Source organism: Thermoflavimicrobium dichotomicum, assembly GCF_900114055.1.
GTDB lineage: Bacteria > Bacillota > Bacilli > Thermoactinomycetales > Thermoactinomycetaceae > Thermoflavimicrobium > Thermoflavimicrobium dichotomicum.
Genome location: NZ_FORR01000008.1, coordinates 105,966 through 130,886, shown reverse-complemented (window position 1 = coordinate 130,886; position 24,921 = coordinate 105,966). Strand labels below are relative to the sequence as shown.

Sequence of the window (24,921 nt, the reverse complement as noted above, 5' to 3'; positions counted from 1 at the left end):
CAACATGTCCTGCACATTACTCGCTGATTTCTTTCACTTCGACCAAGTGTTTGACCTTCTCGATCATCCCGCGGATAGCTGGATTATCTTGGTGGATTACGGTCTGTTCCCGCTTTTTGAGACCGAGCGTGCGCAGGGTGACACGTTGGACTTCCGGACGGCCAATCATGCTCCGTTTAAGGGTAATCGAAAGTCTCTTTGCCACGGTCATCCCTCCTTATCCTAACAATTCTTCTACAGATTTTCCGCGCAGTCTTGCAACATCTTCCGGACGCTTCAAGTTCTTGAGACCTTCAAGAGTTGCACGAACCATATTGATTGGGTTATTTGAACCGGTTGACTTCGTGAGAATATCACCAACACCCGCTACAGTCAGTACGTCACGGACTGCACCACCAGCAATAACTCCCGTACCTTTGGATGCTGGTTTCATCAACACTTCACCAGCACCGAAATGTCCGATCACTTCGTGTGGAATCGTGGTTCCATAAAGGGGAACAGTAATCATGTTCTTTTTCGCAGCTTCTACACCTTTACGAATCGCTTCTGGTACTTCGGCTGCTTTACCGATTCCCGCACCTACTTTACCTTTACCGTCACCTACGACAACCAGCGCACTGAAGCTAAAGCGACGACCACCTTGCACAACTTTCGCTACGCGGTTAATGTTAACCACTTTCTCAATAAAATCTGTATGCGCTGCGTCTTTCTTGTTCTTTTGCTTGCTCAAAACTCTAAACCTCCTTCCCTTGCACCTTCTGCTAATGCTTTCACACGACCATGATAGAGGTATCCACCGCGATCAAATACCACTTGTTTAATCCCTTTTTCCTGTGCGCGTTTTGCGATCATTTCTCCAACAACACGTGCAGCTTCAACCGTTGCTCCACTTCCTTCATGATTAAATTCTTTATCCAAAGTGGAAGCAGATACCAAAGTAACACCTTTGGTGTCATCAATCACTTGTGCGTAAATGTTTTTATTGGAACGGAAAATGTTCAAACGTGGACGCTCTGGAGTTCCAAAAACTTTTTTACGCACACGTAGATGACGTTTTTTCCGCTTTTTATTCCGATCTACTTTTTTTAGCACGGTCTAGCTCACTCCCTTCCTCTTTAAGCTGCATTACTTACCGGTCTTACCTTCTTTACGTCTGATGTGCTCATCGATATATTTAATCCCTTTACCTTTGTATGGCTCTGGTTCACGAATCGCACGAATATTAGCCGCAACTTGACCAACCAGTTGTTTGTCAATTCCTTTTACCACGATTTGGTTTTGTGCAGGAACTTCCAGTTCAATTCCTTCAGGTTGGGGTACTTCAACCGGATGAGAGTAGCCAACGCTCAATACAACAGTATTTCCTTTTTTATTCGCACGATAACCTACACCAACCAACTCCAGGGTTTTGGAGAAACCGTTGGTTACTCCTTCTACCATGTTCGCCAGCAGGCTACGAGTTGTTCCATGTAATGCGCGATGATCCCGTTGATCACTTGGACGTTCAACAACAAGCTGATTTTCTTCCAGCTTGATTTTGATATCAGAATGGAATTCACGGGTTAAAGAACCTTTTGGTCCTTTCACTGTGACCGTGTTTCCGTCAATTTTAACTTCCACACCGCTTGGAATCGCGATTGGTTTCTTACCAATCCGAGACATGTTGTCACCTCCATCCTTCTACATATCTTACCAGACGTATGCAATTACTTCGCCACCAACGTTGTGTTGACGTGCTTCTTTATCGGTCATGATGCCTTTGGAAGTAGACAGGATTGCAATACCCAGACCACGAAGAACACGTGGAATTTCATTTGCTTTGCAATATACGCGAAGACCTGGTTTACTAATCCGCTTCAAGCCAGTGATCACTTTCTCGTTGTTTGGTCCGTACTTCAAGAAAATGCGGATGATCCCTTGCTTGTTATCGTCGATATACTCAGCATCACGAATGAAACCTTCGCGTTTTAAAATCTCAGCGATTTCCCGTTTCATACGAGAAGCTGGAACCTCAACACTCTCATGGCGAACCATGTTGGCGTTACGGATTCTGGTCAGCATATCAGCAATAGGATCTGTCATTACCATACTGAAGTCCCTCCTTCCTTATTTACCAACTTGCTTTTTTCACGCCGGGAATCTGCCCTTTATAAGCCAATTCACGGAAGCAGATACGACACAACCGGAATTTGCGCAAAACCGCATGTGGGCGCCCGCAACGTTCACAGCGAGTGTATGCACGAACTTTGAATTTGGGCTTGCGTTTTGCTTTGGCGATCATCGACTTTTTGGCCACTTGATTCCCTCCTTTTTTGTTTTATATTTGTTCCGTTCTTTTACTTACGGAATGGCATTCCCATCAATGTCAAAAGTTCACGAGCTTCTTCATCCGTTTCTGCAGAGGTTACAATCACAACGTCCATACCGCGAACTTTATCGATTTTATCATAATCGATCTCTGGGAAAATCAATTGTTCTTTCAATCCCAAAGTGTAATTTCCACGTCCATCAAATGATTTTGGAGAAACACCACGGAAGTCACGAACCCGAGGCAAGGCCACGTTCATCAGCTTATCCAAGAAATGATACATGCGCTCGCCACGAAGCGTAACTTTCGCTCCGATTGGCATTCCTTCACGTACTTTAAAACCGGCAATCGATTTTTTCGCACGGGTAATCACTGGCTTTTGACCAGAGATCGCAGCAAGATCTGCTACTGCGTAATCCAGTACTTTTGAGTTTTGAACCGCTTCACCAAGCCCCATGTTGATGACGATTTTTTCGATCTTTGGTACTTGCATTGGGGATTTGTAGTTGAACTTCTTCATCAATGCAGGGGTAACCTCTTTGAGGTACAGTTCTTTCAAACGAGCTGCCATGAGATTGACCTCCCTTCTTCCAGTACATTATTTATCAAGAATTTCACCAGATTTTTTGGCATAACGCACTTTTTTCTTTTCGCCATTTTTGCCTTCGATGAATTTATAGCCGATCCGGGTCGGTTCTTTGGTTTTTGGATCTTCGATCATCACGTTAGAAACATGAATCGGTGCTTCTTTTTCAATGATTCCACCTTGTGGGTTTGCTTGGGTTGGACGAGAATGCTTTTTCACCATGTTGCATCCTTCTACAAGCACCCGTTGTTCCTTAGGGAAAACTTTGATAACCCGACCTTTTGTGTATACCTTTTTGCCGTTCTCATCAAAGTAAGGCGCTTCTTTTCCACGCATGATAATAACCGTATCGCCTTTTTTGATATGCAGTTTGCTCGGCTTGTTTGCTGTTTTCTTAGCTGCCATGCTTCTTGCACCTCCTCACTTATTCGGGGTGTGACTCACTTGATTTATTCTTAAATGACCTCTGGCGCCAGAGAAATGATTTTCATAAAGTCGCGCTCACGCAATTCACGAGCTACAGGTCCAAAAATACGGGTACCTCTTGGGCTCTTATCTTCTTTAATAATAACGGCAGCATTTTCATCGAAACGGATGTAAGATCCATCAGGACGACGAGTAGGACGTACAGTTCGTACGATTACTGCCTTCACTACGTCGCCCTTCTTAACAACGCCACCGGGTGTTGCTTGTTTTACAGAAGCTACGATGATATCGCCAATGCCTGCAGATGACTTTTTGGAGCCACCTAACACGCGAATGCACATAATTTCTTTAGCACCGGAGTTGTCTGCAACACGAAGGCGACTTTGTGGTTGAATCATCGTTTTTCCTCCTTCCGGCTTAAGATCAACACGTGCACATTAGATAATGACTGCTTTTTCTACAATCTCAACTAAACGCCAACGTTTTTCTTTGGATAGCGGACGAGTTTCCATGATCCGTACAATATCGCCCACTTTTGCTTGGTTCAGCTCATCATGAGCTTTAAATTTTTTCGTGTATTTTACACGTTTACCGTATAAAGGATGTCTTTTATAAGTCTCTACACTGACAACGATTGTTTTATCCATTTTATCGCTGACCACTCTGCCGACACGTACTTTACGGCGCGTTGTGCGCTGGCTCATCCCTGTTTCCTCCTTTCGATGCCCAGTTCACGCTCACGGAGTACCGTTTTACAACGAGCGATATTTTTGCGCACCTGGCGCAGACGAGCTGGGTTTTCCAAATGCCCGATCGCTTTTTGGAAACGGAGGTTGAACAGTTCTTCTTTGTACTGTGCGAGCTTTTGCTCGATCTCGGCGGTGGTCAATTCTACTAGCTCTTTAGCTTTCATTTGCTCCACCCGCCTCACGTTTTACAAATTTCGTTTTGATTGGAAGTTTGTTTGCAGCAAGACGCATTGCTTCACGAGCTACTTCTTCTGGTACGCCTGCCAATTCAAACATGATTTTTCCTGGCTTTACTACTGCTACCCATTTTTCTGGGGAACCTTTACCGCTACCCATCCGTACCTCTAACGGTTTTTGGGTAATGGGTTTATCTGGGAAAATTTTGATCCACACTTTCCCACCACGTTTGATATAGCGAGTCATCGCAACACGTGCAGCCTCGATTTGACGGTTAGTAATCCAAGATGGCTCCAATGCTTGCAAACCGTATTCACCGAACGTTACTTCCGTGCCACCTTTTGCACGACCCTTCATTCTGCCGCGGTGTTGACGACGGAATTTCACACGCTTAGGCATTAACATGGATTACTCGCCTCCTTCCACTTCACCCTTATTTTTGGTAGGAAGTACTTCACCACGATAAATCCATACTTTGACACCGATCCGACCATAAGTGGTATGTGCTTCAGCAAAACCATAGTCGATATCTGCACGCAAGGTATGAAGCGGTACAGTACCTTCACTATAACCTTCACTACGAGCGATATCCGCACCACCCAGACGTCCGCTCACCATTGTGCGAACACCTTTCGCGCCAGCACGCATAACGCGTTGAATTGCCTGTTTCATCGCACGGCGGAAAGATACACGACGCTCCAATTGTTGTGCAATGTTTTCAGCTACTAAAAGTGCATCAAGTTCAGGATTTTTGATCTCATGAATATTGATGTGCACTTTTTTGTTCGTCAGTTTAGCGAGAGCCAGACGCAATGCTTCAACTTCAGAACCGCCTTTACCGATAACCATTCCTGGTTTCGCCGTATGGATCGTGATATTCACGCGGTTTGCCGCACGTTCGATCTCGATACGGGAAACGGCTGCGTCTTTTAAACGTTTTTTCACGTAATCACGGATCTTAATGTCTTCATGCAACAGATCAGCATAGTCTTTGTCTGCATACCATTTGGAATCCCAGTCACGAATAATTCCTACGCGCAGACCAATAGGACTTACCTTTTGACCCAACCTTCTTCCCTCCTTATTTCATCATGGTTATTTTTCTTCAACAACCACGGTGATGTGGCTGGTGCGCTTGTTAATCCGGCTCGCACGACCCATCGCACGTGGCATATAACGTTTCAATGTTGGCCCCTCATCCACATATGCTTTTGCTACTACCAGACGGTTGCGATCCATGTTGTGGTTATGCTCAGCATTCGCTACCGCAGACAAAAGCACTTTTTCAATAATCGGTGAGGCGGCACGAGGAGTAAATTTCAGGATAGCTAATGCATCATCTACAGATTTACCGCGAATCAAATCGATAACTAGGCGTGCTTTGCGTGGAGCAATCCGCACATAACGTGCAACGGCTTTTGCAGACATGGACTTACCTCCTCTCTCGTTAACCTATCCTCTACCGTTTGCGTGTTTTCTTATCGTCACCAGCGTGACCTTTGAAAGTACGGGTTGGCACAAACTCACCCAGTTTATGTCCGACCATGTCTTCTGTTACATAAACAGGGACGTGTTTGCGACCATCGTGAACCGCAAACGTGTGACCAACGAACTCAGGAAAAATTGTAGAACGACGAGACCAGGTTTTAATCACGCGTTTTTCGTTTTTCGCATTGAGTTCTTCCACTTTTTTCAAAAGGTGATGATCAGCAAAAGGTCCTTTCTTTAAGCTGCGGCCCATAAATAGTACCTCCCTTCGAGTGAGGCTGAATTAAATTGTTGTTTATTTTTTACGACGACGGATAATGTATTTATCAGACGCCTTGTTTTTCTTACGGGTTTTGTAACCAAGTGTTGGTTTACCCCATGGAGTCATTGGCGACTTACGTCCGATTGGTGCTTTACCTTCACCACCACCGTGTGGGTGATCTACCGGGTTCATTACAGATCCACGAACGGTTGGACGTTTACCTAACCAACGGGAACGACCCGCTTTACCAATGTTAATCAACTCATGATCCAAGTTACCTACTTGACCAACAGTTGCACGGCAATCCAGAAGAATCATGCGGGTTTCGCCAGAGGTTAGACGAATGATCGCATATTTCCCTTCTTTACCCAGTAACTGTGCAGAAGCTCCTGCTGCACGTACTAATTGTCCACCACGGCCTGGTTTCAGCTCGATATTGTGGATTACCGTACCTACTGGGATATTACGAAGTGGCAATGCATTTCCTACACGGATATCTGCATCAGGACCGGACATGATTTCCATGCCTACTTTTAATCCGTGAGGAGCCAGGATATAGCGTTTTTCTCCATCGCGATAATGAATAAGTGCGATGTTTGCGGAACGGTTCGGATCATACTCGATGGTTGCTACTTTACCTGGAATTCCATCTTTATTGCGTTTAAAATCGATGATCCGGTATTTCCGCTTATGTCCACCACCTTGATGGCGTACAGTAATTTTACCTTGGTTGTTACGTCCGGACTTCTTTGGCAAGTTCACTAGCAAAGACTTTTCCGGTTTATCGGTGGTGATTTCTTCAAAGGTCGAAACAGTCATGTGACGACGAGATGGTGTCACCGGCTTAAAATGTTTGATACCCACTTCAGTTTCCCTCCTTTATCCTATGGTATCATGCTTACGCTTCAAAGATTTCAATTGGCTTGCTGTCTGGGGCTAGTTTCACGATCGCTTTTTTGCGCTCAGGTGTGCGACCGGTGAAACGACCATAACGCTTTTGTTTGCCAGGAACACGCATGGTGTTTACTTTCTCCACTTTCACACCATCGAAGATTTTTTCGATCGCTTGTTTAATTTCCACCTTGTTAGCACGAACATCTACTTCGAATACATATTTACCTTGCTCCATAAGTTCCGTAGATTGTTCGGTAATTACTGGACGGTGGATAATATCGCGTGGGTCTTTCACTGGCCAAGCACCTCCTCAACGCGACCTACTGCACCACGAGTAAGAATCAATTTATCATGATACAGTACATCAAGCACGTTTAATCCATCTGCATGGATCAGTTTTACTCCTGGAATGTTCCGTGCGGATAGAACTGCGTTTTCTTCCAGGTTGTCTGTAACAACGAGTGCTTTTCTGTCTGCACCCAGATTGTTTAACACTTTTACCATTTCACGAGTTTTTGGTTGCTCCAGTTGCAATTTATCAAGTACAACCAACTCATTGTCTTTCACTTTAGAGGAAAGAGCAGATTTGATCGCAAGACGACGAACTTTTTTTGGTAATTTGTATGCATAGCTACGTGGTTGTGGTCCGAATACAACACCACCGCCTACCCAAAGAGGAGAACGAATGCTACCAGCACGAGCACGACCAGTACCTTTCTGACGCCATGGCTTCTTACCGCCACCACGTACAGCTGCCCGATTTTTGGTTGCATGAGTACCACGTCTCAAGGATGCTTGCTGCATCACAACAGCCTCATGCAATACGGCCTCATTTGGAGTAATGCCAAATACAGTTTCAGATAACTCAATCTCTCCAACTTGCTGGCCGTTCATATCTAGCACTTGTACCTTTGGCATGATAAATCCTCCCTTCCTTCAATCAATTACTTCGAAGCTTTTACAGCAGATTTAATGATAACATAACTGTTTCTTGGACCTGGTACAGATCCTTTCACCAAAATCAAGTTACGCTCTGCATCTACACGAGCTACTTCAAGATTTTGGATGGTCACTTTTTCTCCACCCATGCGGCCTGGTAAGGTTTGACCTTTAAATACACGGTTTGGAGCGATTGGTCCCAACGAACCTGGGCCACGATGATAACGAGAACCGTGACTCATTGGTCCACGTGCTTGATTATGACGCTTGATCGCACCAGCAAATCCTTTTCCTTTGGAAGTACCGGTTACGTCTACCAATTCACCTTCGCTGAAGATATCAGCTTTAACCAAGCTACCCAGCTCATAGTCAGCCAAGTTTACGCCACGGATTTCGCGAATAAACTTTTGTGGTTTGGCATTCGCCTTTTTGGCATGGCCGAGCTCTGGGCGATTGGCGCGATGTTCTTTCTTCTCATCAAAACCGAGCTGAATCGCTTCATAACCGTCCTTTTCCTGCTCTTTCTTTTGCAGTACTACACATGGACCTGCTTGGATGACGGTAACAGGGATTACAACGCCATCTTCGTTGAAGATCTGGGTCATCCCAATCTTTTTACCGAGAATACCTTTCACCTTGTACACCTCCTAGCTTTAGAAACTGGCCCATTATAATTTGATTTCGATGTCTACACCAGATGGCAAATCCAATCTCATCAACGCATCAACAGTTTGTTGAGTTGGGTTAATAATGTCAATGAGACGTTTATGAGTGCGCATTTCGAATTGCTCACGAGAATCTTTATATTTGTGAACCGCCCGCAAAATGGTATAAACCGCTTTTTCAGTAGGGAGCGGAATTGGACCGGAAACCTGTGCACCTGTCCGCTTCGCTGTATCAACAATCTTCACTGCGGATTGATCCAAAATGCGGTGGTCATACGCTTTGAGCCGAATGCGAATTTTTTGTTTTGCCATTCATGTACCTCCTTCTCGCTCATTTTGAAAAATGAACTTCTCTGTGGAAATTTCCCTCCCGACCATGGCAAAGGGGCCGGGTGTGTCGGCAACCTTCCACTTCATCGCTGTTCATAGAGACCAACGCTAGCTATTATACTGAAAAAGTAAAGTACTTGCAAGAGAAATTCCATGTTTTTTTCAGATTTAATGGGATAAATGGTTCCACACGACAAAAAAACCCCTTAAAATATGGATCCGTTTCTTCCTTGCTTCGGGATGGGGTTCTTTCTCCGTGGCGACTTCTGTCCCATCAGAGTCACACCGCAAAGAACCCATCCCTCCGTTTTATGGAAATCAGACATTTTTTTCATCCCCTTTGTTCAACAACATACGCATCTATCACGAAACAAAAATGCCATCTCCTCCACAACTCTACGGAGATGACATCTTTTTGTTCTTCTTTACGCTCCTCCAGCAGATGCAAGGGTTGCAATCACAGCAGAAATTTCCTCAATGGCCTGATTTGCCAAACGCACCCATTCACTTTCCGGTTTGCTTTCTTTTAACTCTTCTATCCGGGTTTTTAGCTGATTTTCTCATAATTAGAAAAATAATCGCTTAGCAGCTTTGTTTTATTCAATAACAAACTTAACGCAACGGTTTTCCTCTGGTTTTCTTTGGTACCCAATAACTCACTCCGAATTTCATTGATCACTTGTTCTTGTGCTTGTCTTTTCACTTTATACTCTTTGGTAGAAACGATTGACACTCCACACGGCTGAAGCCGTAGGATTCTTGGGTAATCCCTTCTAACATAAATTAAGATTCAATTAACCTTATGTATACAAACAAAAACTGCTAACCCCTTACAGGATCAGCAGTTTCCCATCTTTAAACCACTCAATGCAAAATGAGACTTAGCAAAAACAGGGTCGCAATGAAATAAAGAGGCTTTGCGACTTCATTTTTCCTGCCCAATGCCAGCTTTAACAAAGGATATGCAATAAATCCAAAAGCAATCCCATCCACAATACTGTAAGTGAAAGGGATCAGTACAATAATGAAAAATGCCGGTAAACCCTCTGTCAAATCCTTAAAATCTATATTTTGGATGCTTTGAATCATTAACCCTCCGATCAGGATTAAAACAGGAGCAATCGCACTATCAGGGATCAACTTAATATAAGGAATAATAAGAAGTGACACCAAAAATAAACAGCCTGTCGTTATCGCTGTGAGACCGGTCCGACCTCCAACTGTAATTCCGGCTACGGTCTCTACAGTAGAAACCGTAGGGCTTGTTCCAAATAAACCACAGCTAACTACGGATATAGCATTGGCCTGCAAAATACGGGCTCTTGCGTCCGGGCGATTCAGTAACTGAACATATCCATGCACGAGTCCTATATTTTCAAACACAACCACCATGGCCAGTGAAAATGTAGCGATCCAAAAAATGAGACTTGTCCACTTGGCCAAAGAAAGATGGGCAAAAACGTTCCAATAGCTCTTCAACGGAAGATTCGTTGGGTGGACTTCCTTTAGATCCACTAAGTCAAATAACAGTGCAATCACCGTTCCGCAAGCCATACTGATCAAAAAATGCCCGGACACGCCACGGACAAACAAAACCAATGTCAGCATTAAAGTAATAACGGTCACAATCACTTGTGGACTGCTTAAATTCCCCAACGAAACAAATGTTGTTTTATTCGCTACCACAATGCCACCTTTTTGCAGGCCGATAAATGTCAGGAAAATCCCAATACCAACGGTAGTAGCCTCTTTTAATGAGTTCGGAATCGCCTTCATAATGAAATCAGATAAACGGGTAAAAGCAACTGCCATAAAAATGATCCCGGATATACTTACAGCTGCCAATGCTTCTTGCCAAGAAAGTCCCATCATCTTTACAATGGTATAAACAAATAAGGCATTTACACCCATTCCCGGTACCAAAATAATCGGTGTATTACTCCAAAGTCCCATCAGGAAGCAACCCACAAAAGAAGATAGAACGGTGGCAATCACTCCTGCTTCAAAAGGAATTCCTGCATCGGCTAAAATAGAGGCATTAATCACCACGATATATACAATGGTAAAAAAAGAGACAACACCTGCCAATAATTCCTGCTTGATGGATGTCGAGTATTGCTCTAACCGGAACCAGTTTTTTAACACCTGATCTTTTGAACCCTCTTTATCATAAGCCCCTCACCCAACCCTTATATTTCAAATGTACAGCTTCAAATTATAACAAAATTACCAGTTAAAAGTAACCTTTGATTTTAACCATTAGGATATGACAATGAGCAAAATTCATTAGATATTGGTTGTGGAAATGATTAGCAATAATGGGTATTCTATTATTAACTGCATCTTATGGAGAGGAGAGCTGATTATGGTACCCAGAGAAATTCACCATCAGATTACCAGTAAAAGCGAAAAAGAAAAGGCGTTAACATTGACTTATATTTATACATATTTGGATAATATTGTTTCCGATCCGTTTTCCGATCCCAAGGAAGCCCAATTCGCCAAAAAAATTTTAACACTGATCGCGGACTATAAACCGCTAGGCTCCGATCGTTAACTCGTACAAAAAAACTAGTCTCCACTTCCTGGTGGAAACTAGTTTTTTTGTAGAAACATGATCTATATTAATATGTGCCGTTACTAAATAGAAAAGTTTATAATAAAAATATAAGATCTTGAATAAACAGACTCATCTACTCTTCTCATCCTCATCGCCTATTCTCTTACCTTTCTTTTCCATTCCCCTCCGATTTTCATAAGAAGGTGATATCTCATGAGCGATACATTTTCCAAGCAAGAACAGGAAGTCATTTATCGCTTGATCCGTGCACGACGCGATATTCGGCATTTCGCTAGTGATCCTGTTCCTGAAGATGCATTACAGCGAATCTTGGAAGCTGCCCACTATGCCCCATCAGTGGGATTTATGCAACCCTGGAACTTTATTCTTATTACTTCGCAGGAAATCAAACAAAAAATTAAAGCTTCTTTTGAAGAAACCAATCGGGAACAATTGCAAGTCTTATCTGAAGATGAGCGAAAAGAACTATATCGCAAACTGAAATTGGAAGGTATCATGGAAGCACCGATTAATATTGCAGTAACTTGCGACCGAAATCGTGATGCCCCATTTGTTCTTGGCAGGAGCCCCATGCCTGAAACAGACTTGTATAGCACTTGCCTGGCGATTCAAAACATGTGGCTGGCGGCCCGTGCAGAAGGAATTGGAATTGGTTGGGTAAGCTTAATCAATCAACAAGAAGTGAAACAAATCTTGAGACTACCTGCAGGGGTGGAATTGGTAGCCTATCTTTGTATCGGTTATCCCACTCAATTTCCGAAAAAGCCGATGCTGGAGGAACTGGGCTGGAAATCACGGCTCCCGTTAAAAACACTTGTCTATGAAAATCAGTGGGGACAACTGAAAACGTTTTAAATATGAGACATGCGCTTTTTCTATAGACAACATAGAACAAACTCACCGTGATTCTTCTTCAGATGAACGATTTCGATTGAACACTCACACGACTTGATTCGGGTGATGCCTGGGCAATCCCATCTTCTGACAGGATATGGACCAAGCGATCCATGTGTTCTCCTCCAATCTGTTTCACATCAACTCCTCAGCACTTCGTGTTTGAGGATTTTTTTATTTAAAAATAGCAAAAAACTATTGACAATGATGCAATGCCATTATACTGTTAATATAAACATACACAGTATGAACTCTATATGCGAAATGACTCCTGAGATACACACTCCATTCCTTTAGGGAGGTTTCATCATGATGGATCACGTTATTGAGATAAAGAAGCTAAGTAAACAATTTGGAAAAACAACCGCTCTGAAAGAAGTCGAATTTTCAGTCCATAAAGGAGAGGTAGTCGGACTTCTAGGGGCAAACGGTGCTGGAAAATCCACTTTGCTCCAGATTTTAGTCGGGCTGATCCCACCTACATCAGGAGAAGTAAAAATCCTCGGAAAAGATGTGCAGAAAGATCCGCTATTTGTCAAAAAACATGTCGGGTTACTCTTCGGCAGTGATACAGGTCTTTATCATCGGTTAACTGCTTATGAAAACATTGCTTACTTTGCTGAATTTTATGGTGTAACCAAAGAAGTCTATGAAAAACGCATCAAAGAATGGGCTGAAGTATTGCAGCTGACTCCACATCTTCATAAACAAGCGAGTGAACTGTCCAAAGGAAATCATCAAAAAGTAACGATTCTACGTACCCTTATTCACGATCCAGACATCATCTTACTGGATGAGCCCACAACTGGATTAGATATCGCAGCCAGTCTCTCCTTTCAGGATATGCTCAAAGAAATCAAATTCCGAGGCAAAACGATAATCTTCTCAACACACATCATGGAAGAAGTCGAAGCGCTCTGTTCACAAGTAGTGATTTTGCAAAAAGGGGCTGTCAGTTATCAGGGGACATTAACGGAGTTATATAACAAAATGCAAACGAAAAATTTGACAGCGATTATGCGTAAAGTGATTGGAGGAACACAAAATGAGAGCGACTTGGTTAATTTTTAAGAAAGAGTTGCTAGAGCAGTTTCGAGATCGTCGTAACTTCTTTTTGGTCGTTCTTCTTCCTCTTCTTTTATGGCCTGCTCTGCTAGTAGGATTGGATAAAATGCAGGCGAACCAACCCGAAGAACCGAAAATTGCTGTATCTTCCGCATGGAGCCAAGACAGTCGTGATCAATTTACAAAAGCAACAGGTGTCAAAACTTATGTGGCAAAAGTCCCAGCCAAAGAGGTCAAAGACGGAAAATCTCCATTATACTTGGACATCGATAGCAATAACAAACAAATCAAAATGTACGTATCCGATAAGAATCCAGATCCTTTATTACAAACACAAATCGAAAATTATGTACTAAAGTTAAATGTCAACAAGCAATTACCAGCAGATAAACAGTCCAATTGGAAATTACTCATTGATCAAACACCCGGTAAGGAAGATTCATTTTTAAGTAAATTCACAGGATTTTACATGTTATCTTTGATCATCGGAATCTCTTCTCTTACTGGTGGTATGGGTATTGCCACTGATGCGATTGCAGGTGAAAAAGAACGTGGTACGATGCGTTCACTATTAACTCTTCCCTTCTCATCGGTAAAGATATGGGCCGGGAAGTGGCTAGCTGTTTCTCTAGTCAGTCTCATTTCTGTTATTTTGTCCATCACATCTTATCTTTCTGTACAACCTTGGCTTGAAAATATGAAACTGATTGATACCAAGTGGATTCTGGCACTTTCGATACCGAATCTGATCGGGATTATGATCCTCCTCCTTCTCTACATTGGAACATGTGCTGCTTTATTACTCATGATTAGTACATTTGCCAAATCATTCAAGGAAGCACAAGGTTATCTGTCCCCTGTCATGATGCTTCCCATGATTATCACTTTTTACCTGGCATTTGGAGTTCAAGAAGATCAGCTACCCCAAACATATTTCTTCATTCCTTTTGTCAATATTCAAGCTGTACTTTTTGAGGGTGCAAATAAAGTTTTGACTTTATCCCATACTCTGATCGCCATTGCATCCAGTATAGTAACCATCGTAGTTGCCATTTATCTTGGAAGCAGAATATTTAAACACCCACAACGATTATTACCCCATTAATTGAAAAAAGGTTGCCAGTCATTTTTTACTGGCAACTCTTTAACTGTTTAAAAAATGAAATATATGTCCGGTTCATCATGACCCAAAAAATACACGTGGAATTGTTCGATTTATTCGTTTATCCTGATTGCCACTTTTTCAAGCATCTTGATCATAACGCAAAAACCTATGATCTGGCTCCTTTTTCAACTTGCCGAATCATTTGGGATTATTGGCTCCTTTCTTCTTATTGGACTGGGGATTGCAGCACTTCATATTTGCAAGATGGGGATTTTAAAAAACTTGAAATGAGATGGGATTCCCAATCAGGCATAAATGTGAAGTAATGGAAACGGCTTTTCATCTTGATAATCCAAAACCAGGGTTACAAGCGCCATTTTTACAACTCTGTGTTCCACTTTTCCAACTAAGATAAAGTTCTTTTATTTCGAGGTGAGCCGCCTGTTTCAATTAATAATGGGTTTGGTTCTTCCAGATCAAGGTCATATCTCTGTATTTGATATGGCTTATCCCAAACAAGAAAAAGAAATTAAACAACAAATCAGCTATGTTCCACCCAACTATCTCGGTCCTGAAAGATGGACAGCAAAAAAGCTTGCCCTTTTTTACAAACAGTGGTATCCAAACTGGAATGATCGCACATTTGCCAGTCTACTCCATCAATTTGCCATTCCCGAACGAACAGCCTACAAGGATCTATCGACAGGAAATCAGCGCAAATTGCTTTTTTCACTCGCCGTGTCTTGTCATACCCGTCTCATGTTACTAGATGAACCAACTAACGGCTACGACTTTATGTCCAAGCAAATTTTCTATGATCAAATCGATGAATGGATGCAAAACGGAGATCGTACCATCCTGATTGCCACTCATTCAGCTGAAGAAATTCATAAAATCGCTGACCATATTACCTTAATGGATGGCGGTATCATGATCGGAACGTTTGAGAAAGATACTTTAATTGATTGAACAGTGGCGTACTATTTGGCTTGCGGAGACCATACAAAACCTGGAAGAAATCCCTGGAGTTATTCGTATTGAACATAGCATTCCACACGTATGATCAGTTCCCAATCATCTCAAACGCTTGAAGCACTCAATGCTAAAAACATATCCGTTTTAGAAGTAACAGCGATGAATGTAGAAGAGATCGTTACTGAGCTGACTCAGTTTCATCGTAAAAAAGGCCTGAAGGTGGATCATCCATGAGGGAAAAAGTTTGGGCATGTAAAGAAATTTCTTATTTAAGCTCCTTGGAGCAGATGGTTCCCTCTCCAATCATTTTAAAATGGATACAGGCCATTCAAACTAACAGACTGTTTACCATTGGAACCGGTTCACTTACACTATATGGATGGATCAGCCTGTTATCTAGTAAAATAACTAACGGAGTTTATAGAAACAGTTTATACGGGGGGTGATTCCGATCTTGTTACCAATCCAAGTCGACCTTCACAGTTCAGAACCCATCTATCATCAAATTAAGCAACAGCTTAGAGATCTCATTATCAGCGGTCAACTGCCCCCCGGCACCTCACTGCCATCGATTCGAGCGCTCGCACAGGATTTATCCTGTAGTGTCATTACAACACGTCGAGCTTATCAGGACTTGGAATATGAAGGACTTATTTATACAAGACAAGGGAGAGGAACATTTGTCGCCGAAGTCGAAACTGAACAAAGTAAACAGTATAAAGAGAAAATGGTTAAACAATCCCTGACAGAAGCCATTCAAACTGCTATTCGAATGCAATTGAACCAAGAGGAGTTGGAAGAAATCTTTCATCAATTATGCAATAAGCTATATAAAGAAAGAGTCCAAAACAAAGCCACCTGATTAGCCTTTTATCTGGCTAGTGGCTGGCTTATATCGAATTTAGATCGTAACAAAAAAGACTACTGGCATTGACCAGTAGTCTTTTTAATCAAATTACTCGATGATCGCAGTTACGGAACCTGCACCTACGGTGCGTCCACCTTCACGGATAGCGAAGCGGGTACCATCTTCAATAGCGATTGGAGCGATGAGTTCTACTTCCATTTCTACGTTGTCACCAGGCATGCACATTTCAACGCCTTCTGGCAATTTGATTACGCCAGTTACGTCAGTGGTACGGAAGTAGAATTGTGGACGATAACCGTTTAGGAATGGGGTATGACGTCCACCTTCTTCTTTGGTGAGAACGTAAACTTGCGCTTTAAATTTGGTGTGTGGGTTTACAGAACCTGGTTTAGCAAGTACTTGACCACGTTGTACGTCTTTACGATCGATACCACGCAAGAGAGCACCGATGTTGTCACCAGCTTGAGCTTGGTCAAGGATTTTACGGAACATCTCGATACCGGTACATACGGTTTTGCGGGTTTCACCCAAACCAACGATTTCAACTTCTTCACCTGTTTTGATGGTTCCGCGCTCAACACGTCCGGTAGCAACGGTACCACGACCGGTGATGGAGAATACGTCCTCGATTGGCATCAAGAAGTTTTTATCAACATCACGTTCTGGTTCTGGAATGTAGCTGTCAACTGCTTCCATCAATTCGAAGATGCATTTTGCTTCTTCACCAGTTGGGTTTTCAAGAGCTTTTAAAGCAGAACCTTTGATGACTGGAATTTCATCTCCTGGGAAGTCGTACTCGGAGAGAAGATCACGAACTTCCATTTCAACCAGTTCGAGAAGCTCTTCGTCGTCAACCATGTCGCATTTGTTCAAGAATACAACGATGTATGGAACACCTACTTGGCGAGAGAGCAGGATGTGCTCACGAGTTTGTGGCATTGGACCGTCAGCAGCGGATACTACCAGGATTGCACCGTCCATTTGTGCAGCACCGGTAATCATGTTTTTAACATAGTCAGCGTGACCTGGGCAGTCAACGTGAGCATAGTGACGGTTTTCGGTTTCGTACTCTACGTGAGCGGTAGAAATGGTAATTCCGCGTTCTCTTTCTTCTGGAGCTTTATCGATTTGGTCATAAGCTTGAGCTTGTGCCATACCTTTTTGGGAAAGAACAGTGGTAATGGCAGCGGTCAAAGTGGTTTTACCGTGGTCTACGTGACCGATGGTACCAATATTAACGTGAGGTTTAGTACGCTCGAACTTGGCTTTTGCCATGATTGAGTCCTCCTTAATTTCGATTAGTAAAGTATGTTGTGTCAAAATAATTTATATGAAACCTGGGAAGCGCAAAAGCGCTTCTCCAGTATTTTTATAACAAAATTATTGATTATTCACCAGTAGCTTTTTTAATAACTTCATCAGCTACGTTTTTCGGTACTTCTTCGTAATGGTCAAATAGCATCGTGAAAGTACCACGACCTTGCGTACGAGAACGCAGGGTATTTACATAACCAAACATGTTAGCAAGTGGTACCATTGCGTGAATGACTTGTGCACCACCGCGTGCTTCCATACCTTCGATGCGACCACGACGAGAGTTGATGTCACCCATGACATCACCCATATACTCTTCAGGAACCGTTACTTCTACTTTCATGATTGGTTCCAGAAGAACCGGGTTACATTTGGATTTTGCAGCCTTCAGTGCCATTGAACCAGCGATCTTGAAGGCCATCTCCGAGGAGTCTACATCGTGGTAAGAACCATCAAACAGGGTTGCACGAATGTCGATCATTGGATACCCAGCTAGCACACCATTTTGCATGGCTTCCTCAATACCTGCTTGCACAGCTGGAATATATTCTTTTGGTACCACACCACCGACAATTTTATTGACGAATTCGAAGCCTTTTCCTCTTTCAAGCGGCTCGAACTCGATCCAAACGTGTCCGTACTGTCCACGTCCACCGGACTGGCGGATAAATTTTCCTTCGACTTTCGCAGAAGTTGTGAAGGTTTCCTTGTAGGCCACCTGTGGTGCACCTATATTTGCCTCCACTTTAAATTCCCGTTTGAGGCGATCCACGATGATGTCGAGGTGAAGCTCACCCATACCAGCGATAACGGTTTGGCCTGTTTCTTCATCCGTCCAAGCACGGAAGGTTGGGTCTTCCTCAGCCAGTTTTTGCAAAGCAACAGACATTTTATCTTGGTCTGCTTTGGATTTTGGTTCGATTGCAATTTGAATCACTGGATCTGGGAAGGTCATGGATTCAAGGACAATTGGGTTTTTATCGTCACAAAGGGTATCCCCTGTGGTGGTATCTTTGAGTCCAACAGCAGCAGCAATATCCCCAGCATATACACGACTGATCTCTTCACGATGGTTTGCATGCATTTGCAGGATACGACCGATCCGTTCACGCTTACCTTTGGTGGAGTTGAATACATAGGAACCGGAATCCAATGTACCAGAGTAAACACGGAAGAAGGTCAGCTTACCAACATATGGATCTGTCATAATTTTAAACGCTAGAGCAGCAAATGGTTCATCATCACTCGAAATGCGCTCAGCTTCGCTACCATCCGGTAGTTCCCCTTTGATTGGTGGGATATCTATCGGAGATGGTAGGTAGTCAATAACTGCATCGAGCAGCAATTGTACCCCTTTGTTTTTATAAGAAGAACCACAAAGTACAGGAGTAATTTGTACATTACATACTCCTTTACGAAGGGTGGATTTGATTTCTTCGACAGTAATCTCTTCCCCTTCGAGGTACTTCATCATGAGTTCTTCGTCCAATTCAGCAACTGCTTCGATCAGTGCTGTACGATATTCTTCCACTTTCTCTTTGTACTCGTCTGGAATATCGCGCACTTCTTGTTCTTTACCCAGATCATCCAGGTAGAAGATCGCTTTGTTTTCAATCAGGTCAATAATACCTTCAAAGGTATCTTCTGCACCGATTGGCAATTGGATCGCTACTGCATTTGCTCCCAGGCGCTCGCGCATTTGCTCGATAGCCCCGTAGAAATTAGCACCCATGATATCCATTTTATTTACATAAGCGATCCGCGGAACTCCATAACGATCGGCCTGTCTCCAAACCGTTTCAGATTGAGGCTCTACGCCTCCTTTTGCACAGAAAACACCTACAGCTCCATCTAATACACGCAGAGAACGCTCTACCTCTACAGTGAAATCAACGTGACCTGGTGTATCAATAATATTGATACGATGGCCTTTCCACTGAGCAGTAGTAGCAGCAGAGGTAATGGTAATACCCCGCTCTTGCTCTTGCTCCATCCAGTCCATTGTTGCTGCACCTTCGTGCACTTCACCGATTTTGTGAACACGACCAGTATAGAACAAGATCCGCTCAGTGGTTGTTGTTTTCCCTGCATCAATGTGAGCCATGATTCCGATATTGCGTGTTTTTTCTAAGGAGAATTGGCGTGCCATCGGAATTTTCTCCCTTCATGTTCACAAAAGTTTGATGCAATTACCAACGATAATGTGCAAACGCACGGTTAGCTTCTGCCATACGATGTGTATCTTCTCTCTTCTTCACAGCTGCGCCTGTGTTATTGGCAGCATCCAAAATTTCATTAGCAAGACGCTCTTGCATAGTTTTTTCGTTACGCAAGCGAGCGTAGTTTACCAACCAACGTAGCCCCAAGCTGGTGCGACGCTCTGGTTTAACTTCTACTGGTACTTGGTAGTTGGAACCACCTACACGACGAGCTTTTACTTCGAGTACTGGCATTACGTTTTTGAGTGCTTGCTCAAAAACTTCCATTGGATCATTGCCAGTGCGCTCACGAATAATATCAAATGCTTCATAAAGAATGCGTTGTGCTTTTCCTTTTTTGCCGTCGTACATGAGGCGGTTGATTAAACGGGTAACAAGCTTGCTGTTGTAAATTGGGTCTGGCAGTACTTCTCTGCGAGGTACTGGGCCTTTTCGTGGCATGCTTTTCCCTCCTTTTCTCTATATTGACGTCAATGATGATGCCATTATTTCTTTGGACGTTTTGCTCCATATTTGGAACGGCCTTGCATCCGGTTTGCCACACCAGCCGTATCGAGTGCACCACGAACGATGTGATAACGAACACCAGGCAGGTCTTTTACACGTCCACCACGTACAAGAACAACCGAGTGCTCTTGCAAGTTATGTCCGATTCCTGGGATGTAGGCTGTTACTTCGATCCCGTTCGACAAACGAACACGTGCATATTTACGAAGAGCAGAGTTCGGCTTTTTCGGGGTCATGGTACCTACACGAGTACACACACCGCGTTTTTGTGGAGAGCTTTGCGGGATGTGGGTTTTCTTGAAGCTGTTATAGCTTACTTGTAGAGCAGGAGATTTTGATTTGGTCACTTTTTTCTTACGACCTTTACGTACTAGCTGGTTAATTGTTGGCATGATTCAGCACCTCCTTTTTTACATGTAGCGGTTTTTAAGACCACAGATCCAGGCGGTTCATTTTTTAAACGAAAAAGACGAACGACTGATTTCATAATGGGACCGCGTACATCTGGGTAGTACGCGGTCGAATCTATAGTCGCTCAATCGGATAAAATCGCTGCCGTAGCGGCTCCGACTTCGATGCCGCATGCTTTGCCCAATTCTTTCATCGAATCGACATGTACGACAGCAACTCCGCGTTCTTTACACATAGCAACAATGGAGTCTGTAATATGTGGGTCAGCATCCGCTGCCACAAACACTTCCTCTGCTTTGCCCTGCTCAATAGCCTTCTTCGTTTGCTTGGTACCAATCGTCAGCGATTTCGCTTGTTTCACTTTTTCATAAGACATTGATTCGCCCTCCAAAGTGAAGAATTCCCAAGCACACGAGGATATCTTACCACCGAAGTTTCTCTATGTCAATAAAATGCCATGAAAAATCGTTTTACCAATTCTCTACTCTACCAATACCGTTTCTTTTGAATTGGTTTCGGCATCATTGGTCAACTCGTTAGCTAGTTTCGGCTTCAGGTTTCGATAGCGTGCCATTCCTGTTCCTGCTGGCACCAACTTACCGATAATGACGTTCTCTTTTAATCCCAAGAGACGGTCCACTTTTCCTTTGATGGCAGCATCCGTCAATACACGTGTCGTTTCTTGGAACGAAGCTGCTGACAAGAAGGACTCGGTCTCCAATGATGCTTTGGTGATTCCCAAAATGATCGGACGTGCTACTGCTGGCTCTCCACCAGAGAGAAGCACTTTACGGTTGGCTGCTTCGAAATCATGAATATCTACCGCTGAACCCGGCAAGAGATCGGTTGAACCCGCATCCGTAATCCGTACTTTCCGCATCATTTGCCGGATCATTACTTCAACATGTTTGTCGTTAATTTCTACCCCTTGCAAACGATATACTTTTTGTACTTCTTGCAAGAGATATGCTTGCACTCCCTGAGTACCTTTGATACGTAAAAGTTCTTTCGGATCGATCGAACCTTCCGTTAGTTCGTCACCTGCCTGCACGTAGTCACCTACATTGACTTTGATACGAGAACCATAAGGAACATGGTGAACCTTGTTTTCGACTTCACCTTCGATTTCGACTTCACGGCGATCTTTCACTTCACGAATATCGATCACTTTACCCGAAATCTCACTGATAATCGCTTGCCCTTTCGGATTGCGTGCCTCAAACAGCTCTTGAATCCGTGGCAAACCTTGCGTAATGTCATCACCTGCAACTCCTCCAGTATGGAAGGTACGCATGGTGAGCTGAGTACCTGGTTCTCCGATCGACTGAGCTGCGATGATTCCAACTGCTTCACCGATCTCAACAGGTGTACCCAGAGCCAAGTTCCGACCATAACATTTTTTACATACTCCATGTCGGGTACGGCAAGAAAGTACAGAGCGGATTACCACTTTTTCAATACCGGCTTCGATAATTTTCGTAGCGATTTCTTCATCAATCATTTCATTTCGTTTCACGATCACTTCACCGGTTTCCGGATGGCGAATCGTTTCAAAAGCAGTCCGCCCTACAATTCGATCATACAGCCCTTCAATAATTTCATTTCCATCACTAATCGCTGTTACAGCCAATCCTCTATCTGTTCCACAGTCATCCTCACGCACAATCACATCTTGAGCCACATCAACCAAACGACGAGTCAAGTAACCCGAGTCTGCTGTTCTGAGCGCAGTATCAGCCAAACCTTTCCGCGCACCGTGGGTTGAAATGAAATACTCCAATACTGTCAGACCTTCACGGAAGTTGGTTCGGATCGGTTGCTCAATGATTTTACCAGCCGGGTTCGCCATCAAACCACGCATACCTGCAAGCTGGGTAATCTGTGATACGTTACCCCGTGCGCCCGAGTCTGCCATCATAAAGATTGGGTTATATTTACCCATGCTGTTCATCAATACTTCTGTAATTTTATCTTTGGCCTGACTCCAAATCGAGATAACCCGATCATAGCGTTCTTCATCCGTAATAAGACCACGACGGTATTGTTTTAGAACCGTATCCACTTTTTGTTGAGCTTCTTTGAGAATTTCCTGTTTCTCTTCCGGAACCGTTACATCCGATACAGAAATCGTAATACCTGCTTTTGTCGAGTAGGTATAGCCAAGAGCCTTGATTTTATCCAATGTTTCAGCCGTTATTGTAGTACCGAATCGACGGAAGATCTCTGCGATAATCGCTCCCAAATACTTTTTCTTGAATGCCCCAGGGTCTGACAACTTGCCAATAAATTCTTTGATATTGGTCCCTTTCTCAAAAATAAAGTATTTATCTGGCGTACCTTGGAAGTTTCGTGTCGTAGGCTCATTGAGATAAGGGAAATCAGCAGGGAAAATCTCGTTGAAAATCAGCTTGCCAACCGTAGTAACCAGCAATGCTTTTTTCTGCTCTTCGGTAAAGGTATTTTTGGGAATGTTTTTTGCTGGAATTGCAATCCGGCTATGCAATGTCACATAACCATGCTGATACGCATTGATCGCTTCGCCAATCGAATGGAAAATGCTTCCTTCGCCTTTTTCTCCTTCTTTTTCAATGGTCAGGTAATAACAACCTAAAACCATGTCCTGCGAAGGAGTCACGACTGGTTTACCATCTTTCGGGTTCAAAATGTTTTGGGCTGCCAACATCAATAGACGGGCTTCAGCTTGTGCTTCTGCAGACAATGGAACGTGCACAGCCATTTGGTCACCGTCAAAGTCAGCATTATACGCTGTACATACCAGCGGATGCAAACGAATGGCACGCCCTTCAACGAGAACAGGCTCAAAGGCCTGAATTCCCAAACGGTGCAACGTAGGTGCCCTGTTCAAGAGTACAGGGTGTTCTTTGATCACTTCTTCAAGAACATCCCATACTTCTGGATGAACCCTTTCGACTTTCCGTTTCGCACTTTTAATATTATGGGCGAGACCTTTCGCTACCAGTTCCTTCATCACGAAAGGTTTGAACAACTCCAGTGCCATCTCTTTTGGCAGACCGCACTGATACATTTTAAGATTTGGACCTACAACGATAACCGAACGACCAGAGTAGTCTACCCGTTTACCCAACAAATTCTGACGGAAACGCCCTTGTTTCCCTTTTAACATATGAGAAAGCGATTTGAGTGGTCGATTTCCTGGCCCTGTTACTGGACGCCCGCGACGACCATTATCAATCAAAGCATCTACCGCTTCTTGCAACATCCGCTTTTCATTTTGCACGATAATATCGGGAGCACCCAGATCAAGTAAACGTTTCAGACGGTTATTCCGGTTAATCACACGTCGATACAAATCGTTCAAATCGGATGTCGCAAAACGTCCACCATCCAACTGTACCATTGGACGCAATTCAGGCGGGATGACAGGCAGAACATCCAGAACCATCCACTCTGGCTTATTTCCAGAAGAACGGAATGCCTCCAATACTTCTAACCTTTTTACTGCGCGATTCCGACGCTGACCCTGTGCAGTTGCAAGCTCTTCTTTGAGCATTTCCACTTCTTTGTCAAGATCAATATCTTGTAAAAGACGTTTGATCGCCTCTGCTCCCATCATAGCGACAAAGGCATTTCCATACTTCTCACGGTAGCTTCTATACTCTTTTTCCGATAGCAACTGCTTTTTCTCAAGCGGTGTTGAACCTGGGTCAACAACCACATAAGAAGCAAAGTAAATAACTTCCTCCAGTGAACGCGGAGACATATCCAACACTAAACCCATCCGGCTTGGAATGCCTTTGAAGTACCAAATGTGAGACACGGGTGCTGCAAGCTCAATATGTCCCATCCGCTCACGGCGTACTTTGGCACGTGTGACTTCTACACCACAGCGGTCACAAACGACCCCTTTATAACGGACACGCTTATACTTTCCGCAGTGACATTCCCAGTCCTTTGTCGGACCAAAGATCTTTTCACAGAACAGGCCTTCTTTTTCCGGTTTTAACGTGCGGTAGTTGATGGTCTCCGGTTTTTTTACCTCACCGCGCGACCATGAACGAATTTTTTCCGGAGAAGCAAGACCAATTTTCATATATTCAAAGTTGTTTACATCTAACATGGGCATTCCTCCCTCAGGATTCATCCCGTTATAGAGTTAAGTAGAGGAGAGGGAGCTCA

General features: G+C 43.5%; 35 protein-coding genes. 7 read left to right on the top strand and 28 right to left on the bottom strand.

The genetic code is table 11. The features are described from left to right. Positions 1-16: 16 nt before the first annotated feature. The 22 genes from rpmD to BMZ78_RS09905 form a co-directional block, all read right to left on the bottom strand. Entirely contained in the window at positions 17-211 is a 195-nt protein-coding gene (rpmD, locus tag BMZ78_RS10005) for a 50S ribosomal protein L30 (protein WP_093229991.1), read from the bottom strand. Between the two features lie 6 nt (positions 212-217). Continuing rightward, positions 218-730: a 30S ribosomal protein S5 gene (gene rpsE / locus BMZ78_RS10000; protein ID WP_245739807.1), complete on the bottom strand. Its 513-nt coding sequence runs from the start codon at positions 728-730 to the stop codon at positions 218-220. Continuing rightward, positions 727-1,092, bottom strand: a complete 366-nt coding sequence (rplR, locus tag BMZ78_RS09995; protein ID WP_093229990.1) for a 50S ribosomal protein L18 — start codon at positions 1,090-1,092, stop codon at positions 727-729. The genes rpsE and rplR overlap by 4 nt, the downstream gene beginning before the upstream one ends. Positions 1,093-1,125: 33 nt before the next feature. Then, positions 1,126-1,662 carry a 50S ribosomal protein L6 gene (rplF, locus tag BMZ78_RS09990; RefSeq protein WP_093229988.1) on the bottom strand — a complete coding sequence of 179 codons (537 nt, stop codon included), beginning with the start codon at positions 1,660-1,662 and terminating at the stop codon, positions 1,126-1,128. Between the two features lie 27 nt (positions 1,663-1,689). Then, positions 1,690-2,088 (bottom strand): 30S ribosomal protein S8, encoded by a 399-nt coding sequence (gene rpsH, locus BMZ78_RS09985; protein WP_093229987.1) that lies wholly within the window; start codon positions 2,086-2,088, stop codon positions 1,690-1,692. A gap of 22 nt (positions 2,089-2,110) precedes the next feature. Then, positions 2,111-2,296, bottom strand: a complete 186-nt coding sequence (locus BMZ78_RS09980; protein WP_093229985.1) for a type Z 30S ribosomal protein S14 — start codon at positions 2,294-2,296, stop codon at positions 2,111-2,113. A 40-nt stretch (positions 2,297-2,336) separates the two neighbouring features. Next, complete coding sequence (gene rplE, locus BMZ78_RS09975; protein WP_093229984.1) at positions 2,337-2,879, bottom strand: 50S ribosomal protein L5; 543 nt, start codon at positions 2,877-2,879, stop codon at positions 2,337-2,339. 27 nt (positions 2,880-2,906) lie between these two features. After that, positions 2,907-3,263, bottom strand: coding sequence for a 50S ribosomal protein L24 (gene rplX, locus BMZ78_RS09970; protein ID WP_093230056.1), 357 nt, complete (start codon positions 3,261-3,263; stop codon positions 2,907-2,909). A gap of 86 nt (positions 3,264-3,349) precedes the next feature. Beyond that, positions 3,350-3,718, bottom strand: coding sequence for a 50S ribosomal protein L14 (gene rplN / locus BMZ78_RS09965; protein WP_093229982.1), 369 nt, complete (start codon positions 3,716-3,718; stop codon positions 3,350-3,352). A 39-nt stretch (positions 3,719-3,757) separates the two neighbouring features. Continuing rightward, on the bottom strand, positions 3,758-4,024 hold the full coding sequence (gene rpsQ / locus BMZ78_RS09960; protein WP_093229981.1) for a 30S ribosomal protein S17: 267 nt from the start codon (positions 4,022-4,024) through the stop codon (positions 3,758-3,760). Next, positions 4,021-4,233 carry a 50S ribosomal protein L29 gene (rpmC, locus tag BMZ78_RS09955; RefSeq protein ID WP_093229979.1) on the bottom strand — a complete coding sequence of 71 codons (213 nt, stop codon included), beginning with the start codon at positions 4,231-4,233 and terminating at the stop codon, positions 4,021-4,023. Before rpmC ends, rpsQ begins: the two co-directional genes overlap by 4 nt. Further along, a complete protein-coding gene (gene rplP / locus BMZ78_RS09950) occupies positions 4,223-4,651 on the bottom strand; it encodes a 50S ribosomal protein L16 (RefSeq protein ID WP_093229978.1) in 429 nt (142 codons plus the stop codon). The genes rpmC and rplP overlap by 11 nt, the downstream gene beginning before the upstream one ends. A gap of 3 nt (positions 4,652-4,654) precedes the next feature. Then, entirely contained in the window at positions 4,655-5,314 is a 660-nt protein-coding gene (rpsC, locus tag BMZ78_RS09945) for a 30S ribosomal protein S3 (RefSeq protein ID WP_093229976.1), read from the bottom strand. Positions 5,315-5,341: 27 nt separating this feature from the next. Beyond that, positions 5,342-5,674 (bottom strand): 50S ribosomal protein L22, encoded by a 333-nt coding sequence (gene rplV, locus BMZ78_RS09940; RefSeq protein WP_093229974.1) that lies wholly within the window; start codon positions 5,672-5,674, stop codon positions 5,342-5,344. A gap of 31 nt (positions 5,675-5,705) precedes the next feature. Continuing rightward, positions 5,706-5,987 carry a 30S ribosomal protein S19 gene (gene rpsS, locus BMZ78_RS09935; protein ID WP_093229973.1) on the bottom strand — a complete coding sequence of 94 codons (282 nt, stop codon included), beginning with the start codon at positions 5,985-5,987 and terminating at the stop codon, positions 5,706-5,708. A gap of 42 nt (positions 5,988-6,029) precedes the next feature. Beyond that, a complete protein-coding gene (gene rplB, locus BMZ78_RS09930; RefSeq protein ID WP_093229971.1) occupies positions 6,030-6,860 on the bottom strand; it encodes a 50S ribosomal protein L2 in 831 nt (276 codons plus the stop codon). 34 nt (positions 6,861-6,894) lie between these two features. Beyond that, positions 6,895-7,185 carry a 50S ribosomal protein L23 gene (rplW, locus tag BMZ78_RS09925; RefSeq protein ID WP_093229970.1) on the bottom strand — a complete coding sequence of 97 codons (291 nt, stop codon included), beginning with the start codon at positions 7,183-7,185 and terminating at the stop codon, positions 6,895-6,897. Continuing rightward, positions 7,182-7,808 carry a 50S ribosomal protein L4 gene (gene rplD, locus BMZ78_RS09920; protein WP_093229968.1) on the bottom strand — a complete coding sequence of 209 codons (627 nt, stop codon included), beginning with the start codon at positions 7,806-7,808 and terminating at the stop codon, positions 7,182-7,184. Before rplD ends, rplW begins: the two co-directional genes overlap by 4 nt. Before the next feature lie 26 nt (positions 7,809-7,834). Beyond that, positions 7,835-8,464 carry a 50S ribosomal protein L3 gene (rplC, locus tag BMZ78_RS09915; protein ID WP_093229967.1) on the bottom strand — a complete coding sequence of 210 codons (630 nt, stop codon included), beginning with the start codon at positions 8,462-8,464 and terminating at the stop codon, positions 7,835-7,837. Positions 8,465-8,497: 33 nt separating this feature from the next. After that, entirely contained in the window at positions 8,498-8,806 is a 309-nt protein-coding gene (rpsJ, locus tag BMZ78_RS09910) for a 30S ribosomal protein S10 (RefSeq protein ID WP_093229965.1), read from the bottom strand. A gap of 565 nt (positions 8,807-9,371) precedes the next feature. Further along, complete coding sequence (locus BMZ78_RS18775) at positions 9,372-9,527, bottom strand: hypothetical protein (RefSeq protein WP_175482398.1); 156 nt, start codon at positions 9,525-9,527, stop codon at positions 9,372-9,374. Between the two features lie 161 nt (positions 9,528-9,688). Further along, positions 9,689-10,969, bottom strand: a complete 1,281-nt coding sequence (locus tag BMZ78_RS09905; protein ID WP_093229964.1) for an NCS2 family permease — start codon at positions 10,967-10,969, stop codon at positions 9,689-9,691. Positions 10,970-11,189: 220 nt separating this feature from the next. Between BMZ78_RS09905 and BMZ78_RS09900 the strand changes: the two genes are divergently transcribed. From BMZ78_RS09900 to BMZ78_RS09870, 7 genes are all read left to right on the top strand, one after another. Next, positions 11,190-11,381 carry a hypothetical protein gene (locus BMZ78_RS09900; RefSeq protein WP_093229962.1) on the top strand — a complete coding sequence of 64 codons (192 nt, stop codon included), beginning with the start codon at positions 11,190-11,192 and terminating at the stop codon, positions 11,379-11,381. 216 nt (positions 11,382-11,597) lie between these two features. Continuing rightward, on the top strand, positions 11,598-12,260 hold the full coding sequence (bluB, locus tag BMZ78_RS09895) for a 5,6-dimethylbenzimidazole synthase (RefSeq protein WP_093229961.1): 663 nt from the start codon (positions 11,598-11,600) through the stop codon (positions 12,258-12,260). Positions 12,261-12,608: 348 nt separating this feature from the next. Continuing rightward, positions 12,609-13,370: an ABC transporter ATP-binding protein gene (locus BMZ78_RS09890; RefSeq protein ID WP_245739806.1), complete on the top strand. Its 762-nt coding sequence runs from the start codon at positions 12,609-12,611 to the stop codon at positions 13,368-13,370. Continuing rightward, positions 13,345-14,469 (top strand): ABC transporter permease, encoded by a 1,125-nt coding sequence (locus BMZ78_RS09885; RefSeq protein WP_093229959.1) that lies wholly within the window; start codon positions 13,345-13,347, stop codon positions 14,467-14,469. Before BMZ78_RS09890 ends, BMZ78_RS09885 begins: the two co-directional genes overlap by 26 nt. Positions 14,470-14,901: 432 nt before the next feature. After that, complete coding sequence (locus BMZ78_RS09880) at positions 14,902-15,438, top strand: ATP-binding cassette domain-containing protein (RefSeq protein ID WP_139203305.1); 537 nt, start codon at positions 14,902-14,904, stop codon at positions 15,436-15,438. Between the two features lie 90 nt (positions 15,439-15,528). Continuing rightward, positions 15,529-15,678, top strand: coding sequence for a hypothetical protein (locus BMZ78_RS18770; protein WP_175482396.1), 150 nt, complete (start codon positions 15,529-15,531; stop codon positions 15,676-15,678). A gap of 220 nt (positions 15,679-15,898) precedes the next feature. Continuing rightward, positions 15,899-16,306, top strand: coding sequence for a GntR family transcriptional regulator (locus BMZ78_RS09870; protein WP_341849634.1), 408 nt, complete (start codon positions 15,899-15,901; stop codon positions 16,304-16,306). Positions 16,307-16,399: 93 nt separating this feature from the next. Here BMZ78_RS09870 and tuf read toward each other — a convergent pair whose 3' ends face one another. The 6 genes from tuf to rpoC all read right to left on the bottom strand — a co-directional run bounded on the left by tuf (position 16,400) and on the right by rpoC (position 24,862). After that, positions 16,400-17,587 (bottom strand): elongation factor Tu, encoded by a 1,188-nt coding sequence (tuf, locus tag BMZ78_RS09865; RefSeq protein WP_093229954.1) that lies wholly within the window; start codon positions 17,585-17,587, stop codon positions 16,400-16,402. Between the two features lie 112 nt (positions 17,588-17,699). Next, entirely contained in the window at positions 17,700-19,775 is a 2,076-nt protein-coding gene (gene fusA, locus BMZ78_RS09860) for an elongation factor G (protein ID WP_093229953.1), read from the bottom strand. A gap of 40 nt (positions 19,776-19,815) precedes the next feature. Next, the gene (gene rpsG, locus BMZ78_RS09855; RefSeq protein WP_093229951.1) at positions 19,816-20,286 is read right to left on the bottom strand and encodes a 30S ribosomal protein S7; all 471 of its coding nucleotides are present in this window, start codon (positions 20,284-20,286) and stop codon (positions 19,816-19,818) included. Positions 20,287-20,330: 44 nt separating this feature from the next. Continuing rightward, positions 20,331-20,744, bottom strand: coding sequence for a 30S ribosomal protein S12 (rpsL, locus tag BMZ78_RS09850; protein ID WP_093229950.1), 414 nt, complete (start codon positions 20,742-20,744; stop codon positions 20,331-20,333). Between the two features lie 143 nt (positions 20,745-20,887). Further along, the gene (locus tag BMZ78_RS09845; protein WP_093229948.1) at positions 20,888-21,139 is read right to left on the bottom strand and encodes a 50S ribosomal protein L7ae-like protein; all 252 of its coding nucleotides are present in this window, start codon (positions 21,137-21,139) and stop codon (positions 20,888-20,890) included. Between the two features lie 105 nt (positions 21,140-21,244). Continuing rightward, positions 21,245-24,862 carry a DNA-directed RNA polymerase subunit beta' gene (gene rpoC / locus BMZ78_RS09840; RefSeq protein WP_093229947.1) on the bottom strand — a complete coding sequence of 1,206 codons (3,618 nt, stop codon included), beginning with the start codon at positions 24,860-24,862 and terminating at the stop codon, positions 21,245-21,247. Between the last annotated feature and the right edge of the window lie 59 nt (positions 24,863-24,921).

What these genes read in the sequence shown, in the direction of transcription:
- rplV (WP_093229974.1), bottom strand. Translation starts at nt 5,674, where the DNA reads ATGTCTGCAAAAGCCGTTGCACGTTATGTGCGGATTGCTCCACGCAAA.
- rpmC (WP_093229979.1), bottom strand. Translation starts at nt 4,233, where the DNA reads ATGAAAGCTAAAGAGCTAGTAGAATTGACCACCGCCGAGATCGAGCAA.
- BMZ78_RS09900 (WP_093229962.1), top strand. Translation starts at nt 11,190, where the DNA reads ATGGTACCCAGAGAAATTCACCATCAGATTACCAGTAAAAGCGAAAAA.
- bluB (WP_093229961.1), top strand. Translation starts at nt 11,598, where the DNA reads ATGAGCGATACATTTTCCAAGCAAGAACAGGAAGTCATTTATCGCTTG.
- tuf (WP_093229954.1), bottom strand. Translation starts at nt 17,587, where the DNA reads ATGGCAAAAGCCAAGTTCGAGCGTACTAAACCTCACGTTAATATTGGT.
- rplP (WP_093229978.1), bottom strand. Translation starts at nt 4,651, where the DNA reads ATGTTAATGCCTAAGCGTGTGAAATTCCGTCGTCAACACCGCGGCAGA.
- BMZ78_RS18770 (WP_175482396.1), top strand. Translation starts at nt 15,529, where the DNA reads ATGATCAGTTCCCAATCATCTCAAACGCTTGAAGCACTCAATGCTAAA.
- fusA (WP_093229953.1), bottom strand. Translation starts at nt 19,775, where the DNA reads ATGGCACGCCAATTCTCCTTAGAAAAAACACGCAATATCGGAATCATG.
- rplF (WP_093229988.1), bottom strand. Translation starts at nt 1,662, where the DNA reads ATGTCTCGGATTGGTAAGAAACCAATCGCGATTCCAAGCGGTGTGGAA.
- rpoC (WP_093229947.1), bottom strand. Translation starts at nt 24,862, where the DNA reads ATGTTAGATGTAAACAACTTTGAATATATGAAAATTGGTCTTGCTTCT.
- rpsJ (WP_093229965.1), bottom strand. Translation starts at nt 8,806, where the DNA reads ATGGCAAAACAAAAAATTCGCATTCGGCTCAAAGCGTATGACCACCGC.
- BMZ78_RS09890 (WP_245739806.1), top strand. Translation starts at nt 12,609, where the DNA reads ATGATGGATCACGTTATTGAGATAAAGAAGCTAAGTAAACAATTTGGA.
- rpsS (WP_093229973.1), bottom strand. Translation starts at nt 5,987, where the DNA reads ATGGGCCGCAGCTTAAAGAAAGGACCTTTTGCTGATCATCACCTTTTG.
- rpsG (WP_093229951.1), bottom strand. Translation starts at nt 20,286, where the DNA reads ATGCCACGAAAAGGCCCAGTACCTCGCAGAGAAGTACTGCCAGACCCA.
- rplD (WP_093229968.1), bottom strand. Translation starts at nt 7,808, where the DNA reads ATGCCAAAGGTACAAGTGCTAGATATGAACGGCCAGCAAGTTGGAGAG.
- rplE (WP_093229984.1), bottom strand. Translation starts at nt 2,879, where the DNA reads ATGGCAGCTCGTTTGAAAGAACTGTACCTCAAAGAGGTTACCCCTGCA.
- BMZ78_RS09885 (WP_093229959.1), top strand. Translation starts at nt 13,345, where the DNA reads ATGAGAGCGACTTGGTTAATTTTTAAGAAAGAGTTGCTAGAGCAGTTT.
- rplN (WP_093229982.1), bottom strand. Translation starts at nt 3,718, where the DNA reads ATGATTCAACCACAAAGTCGCCTTCGTGTTGCAGACAACTCCGGTGCT.
- BMZ78_RS09845 (WP_093229948.1), bottom strand. Translation starts at nt 21,139, where the DNA reads ATGTCTTATGAAAAAGTGAAACAAGCGAAATCGCTGACGATTGGTACC.
- rpsQ (WP_093229981.1), bottom strand. Translation starts at nt 4,024, where the DNA reads ATGAGCCAGCGCACAACGCGCCGTAAAGTACGTGTCGGCAGAGTGGTC.
- rpsH (WP_093229987.1), bottom strand. Translation starts at nt 2,088, where the DNA reads ATGGTAATGACAGATCCTATTGCTGATATGCTGACCAGAATCCGTAAC.
- rpmD (WP_093229991.1), bottom strand. Translation starts at nt 211, where the DNA reads ATGACCGTGGCAAAGAGACTTTCGATTACCCTTAAACGGAGCATGATT.
- rpsL (WP_093229950.1), bottom strand. Translation starts at nt 20,744, where the DNA reads ATGCCAACAATTAACCAGCTAGTACGTAAAGGTCGTAAGAAAAAAGTG.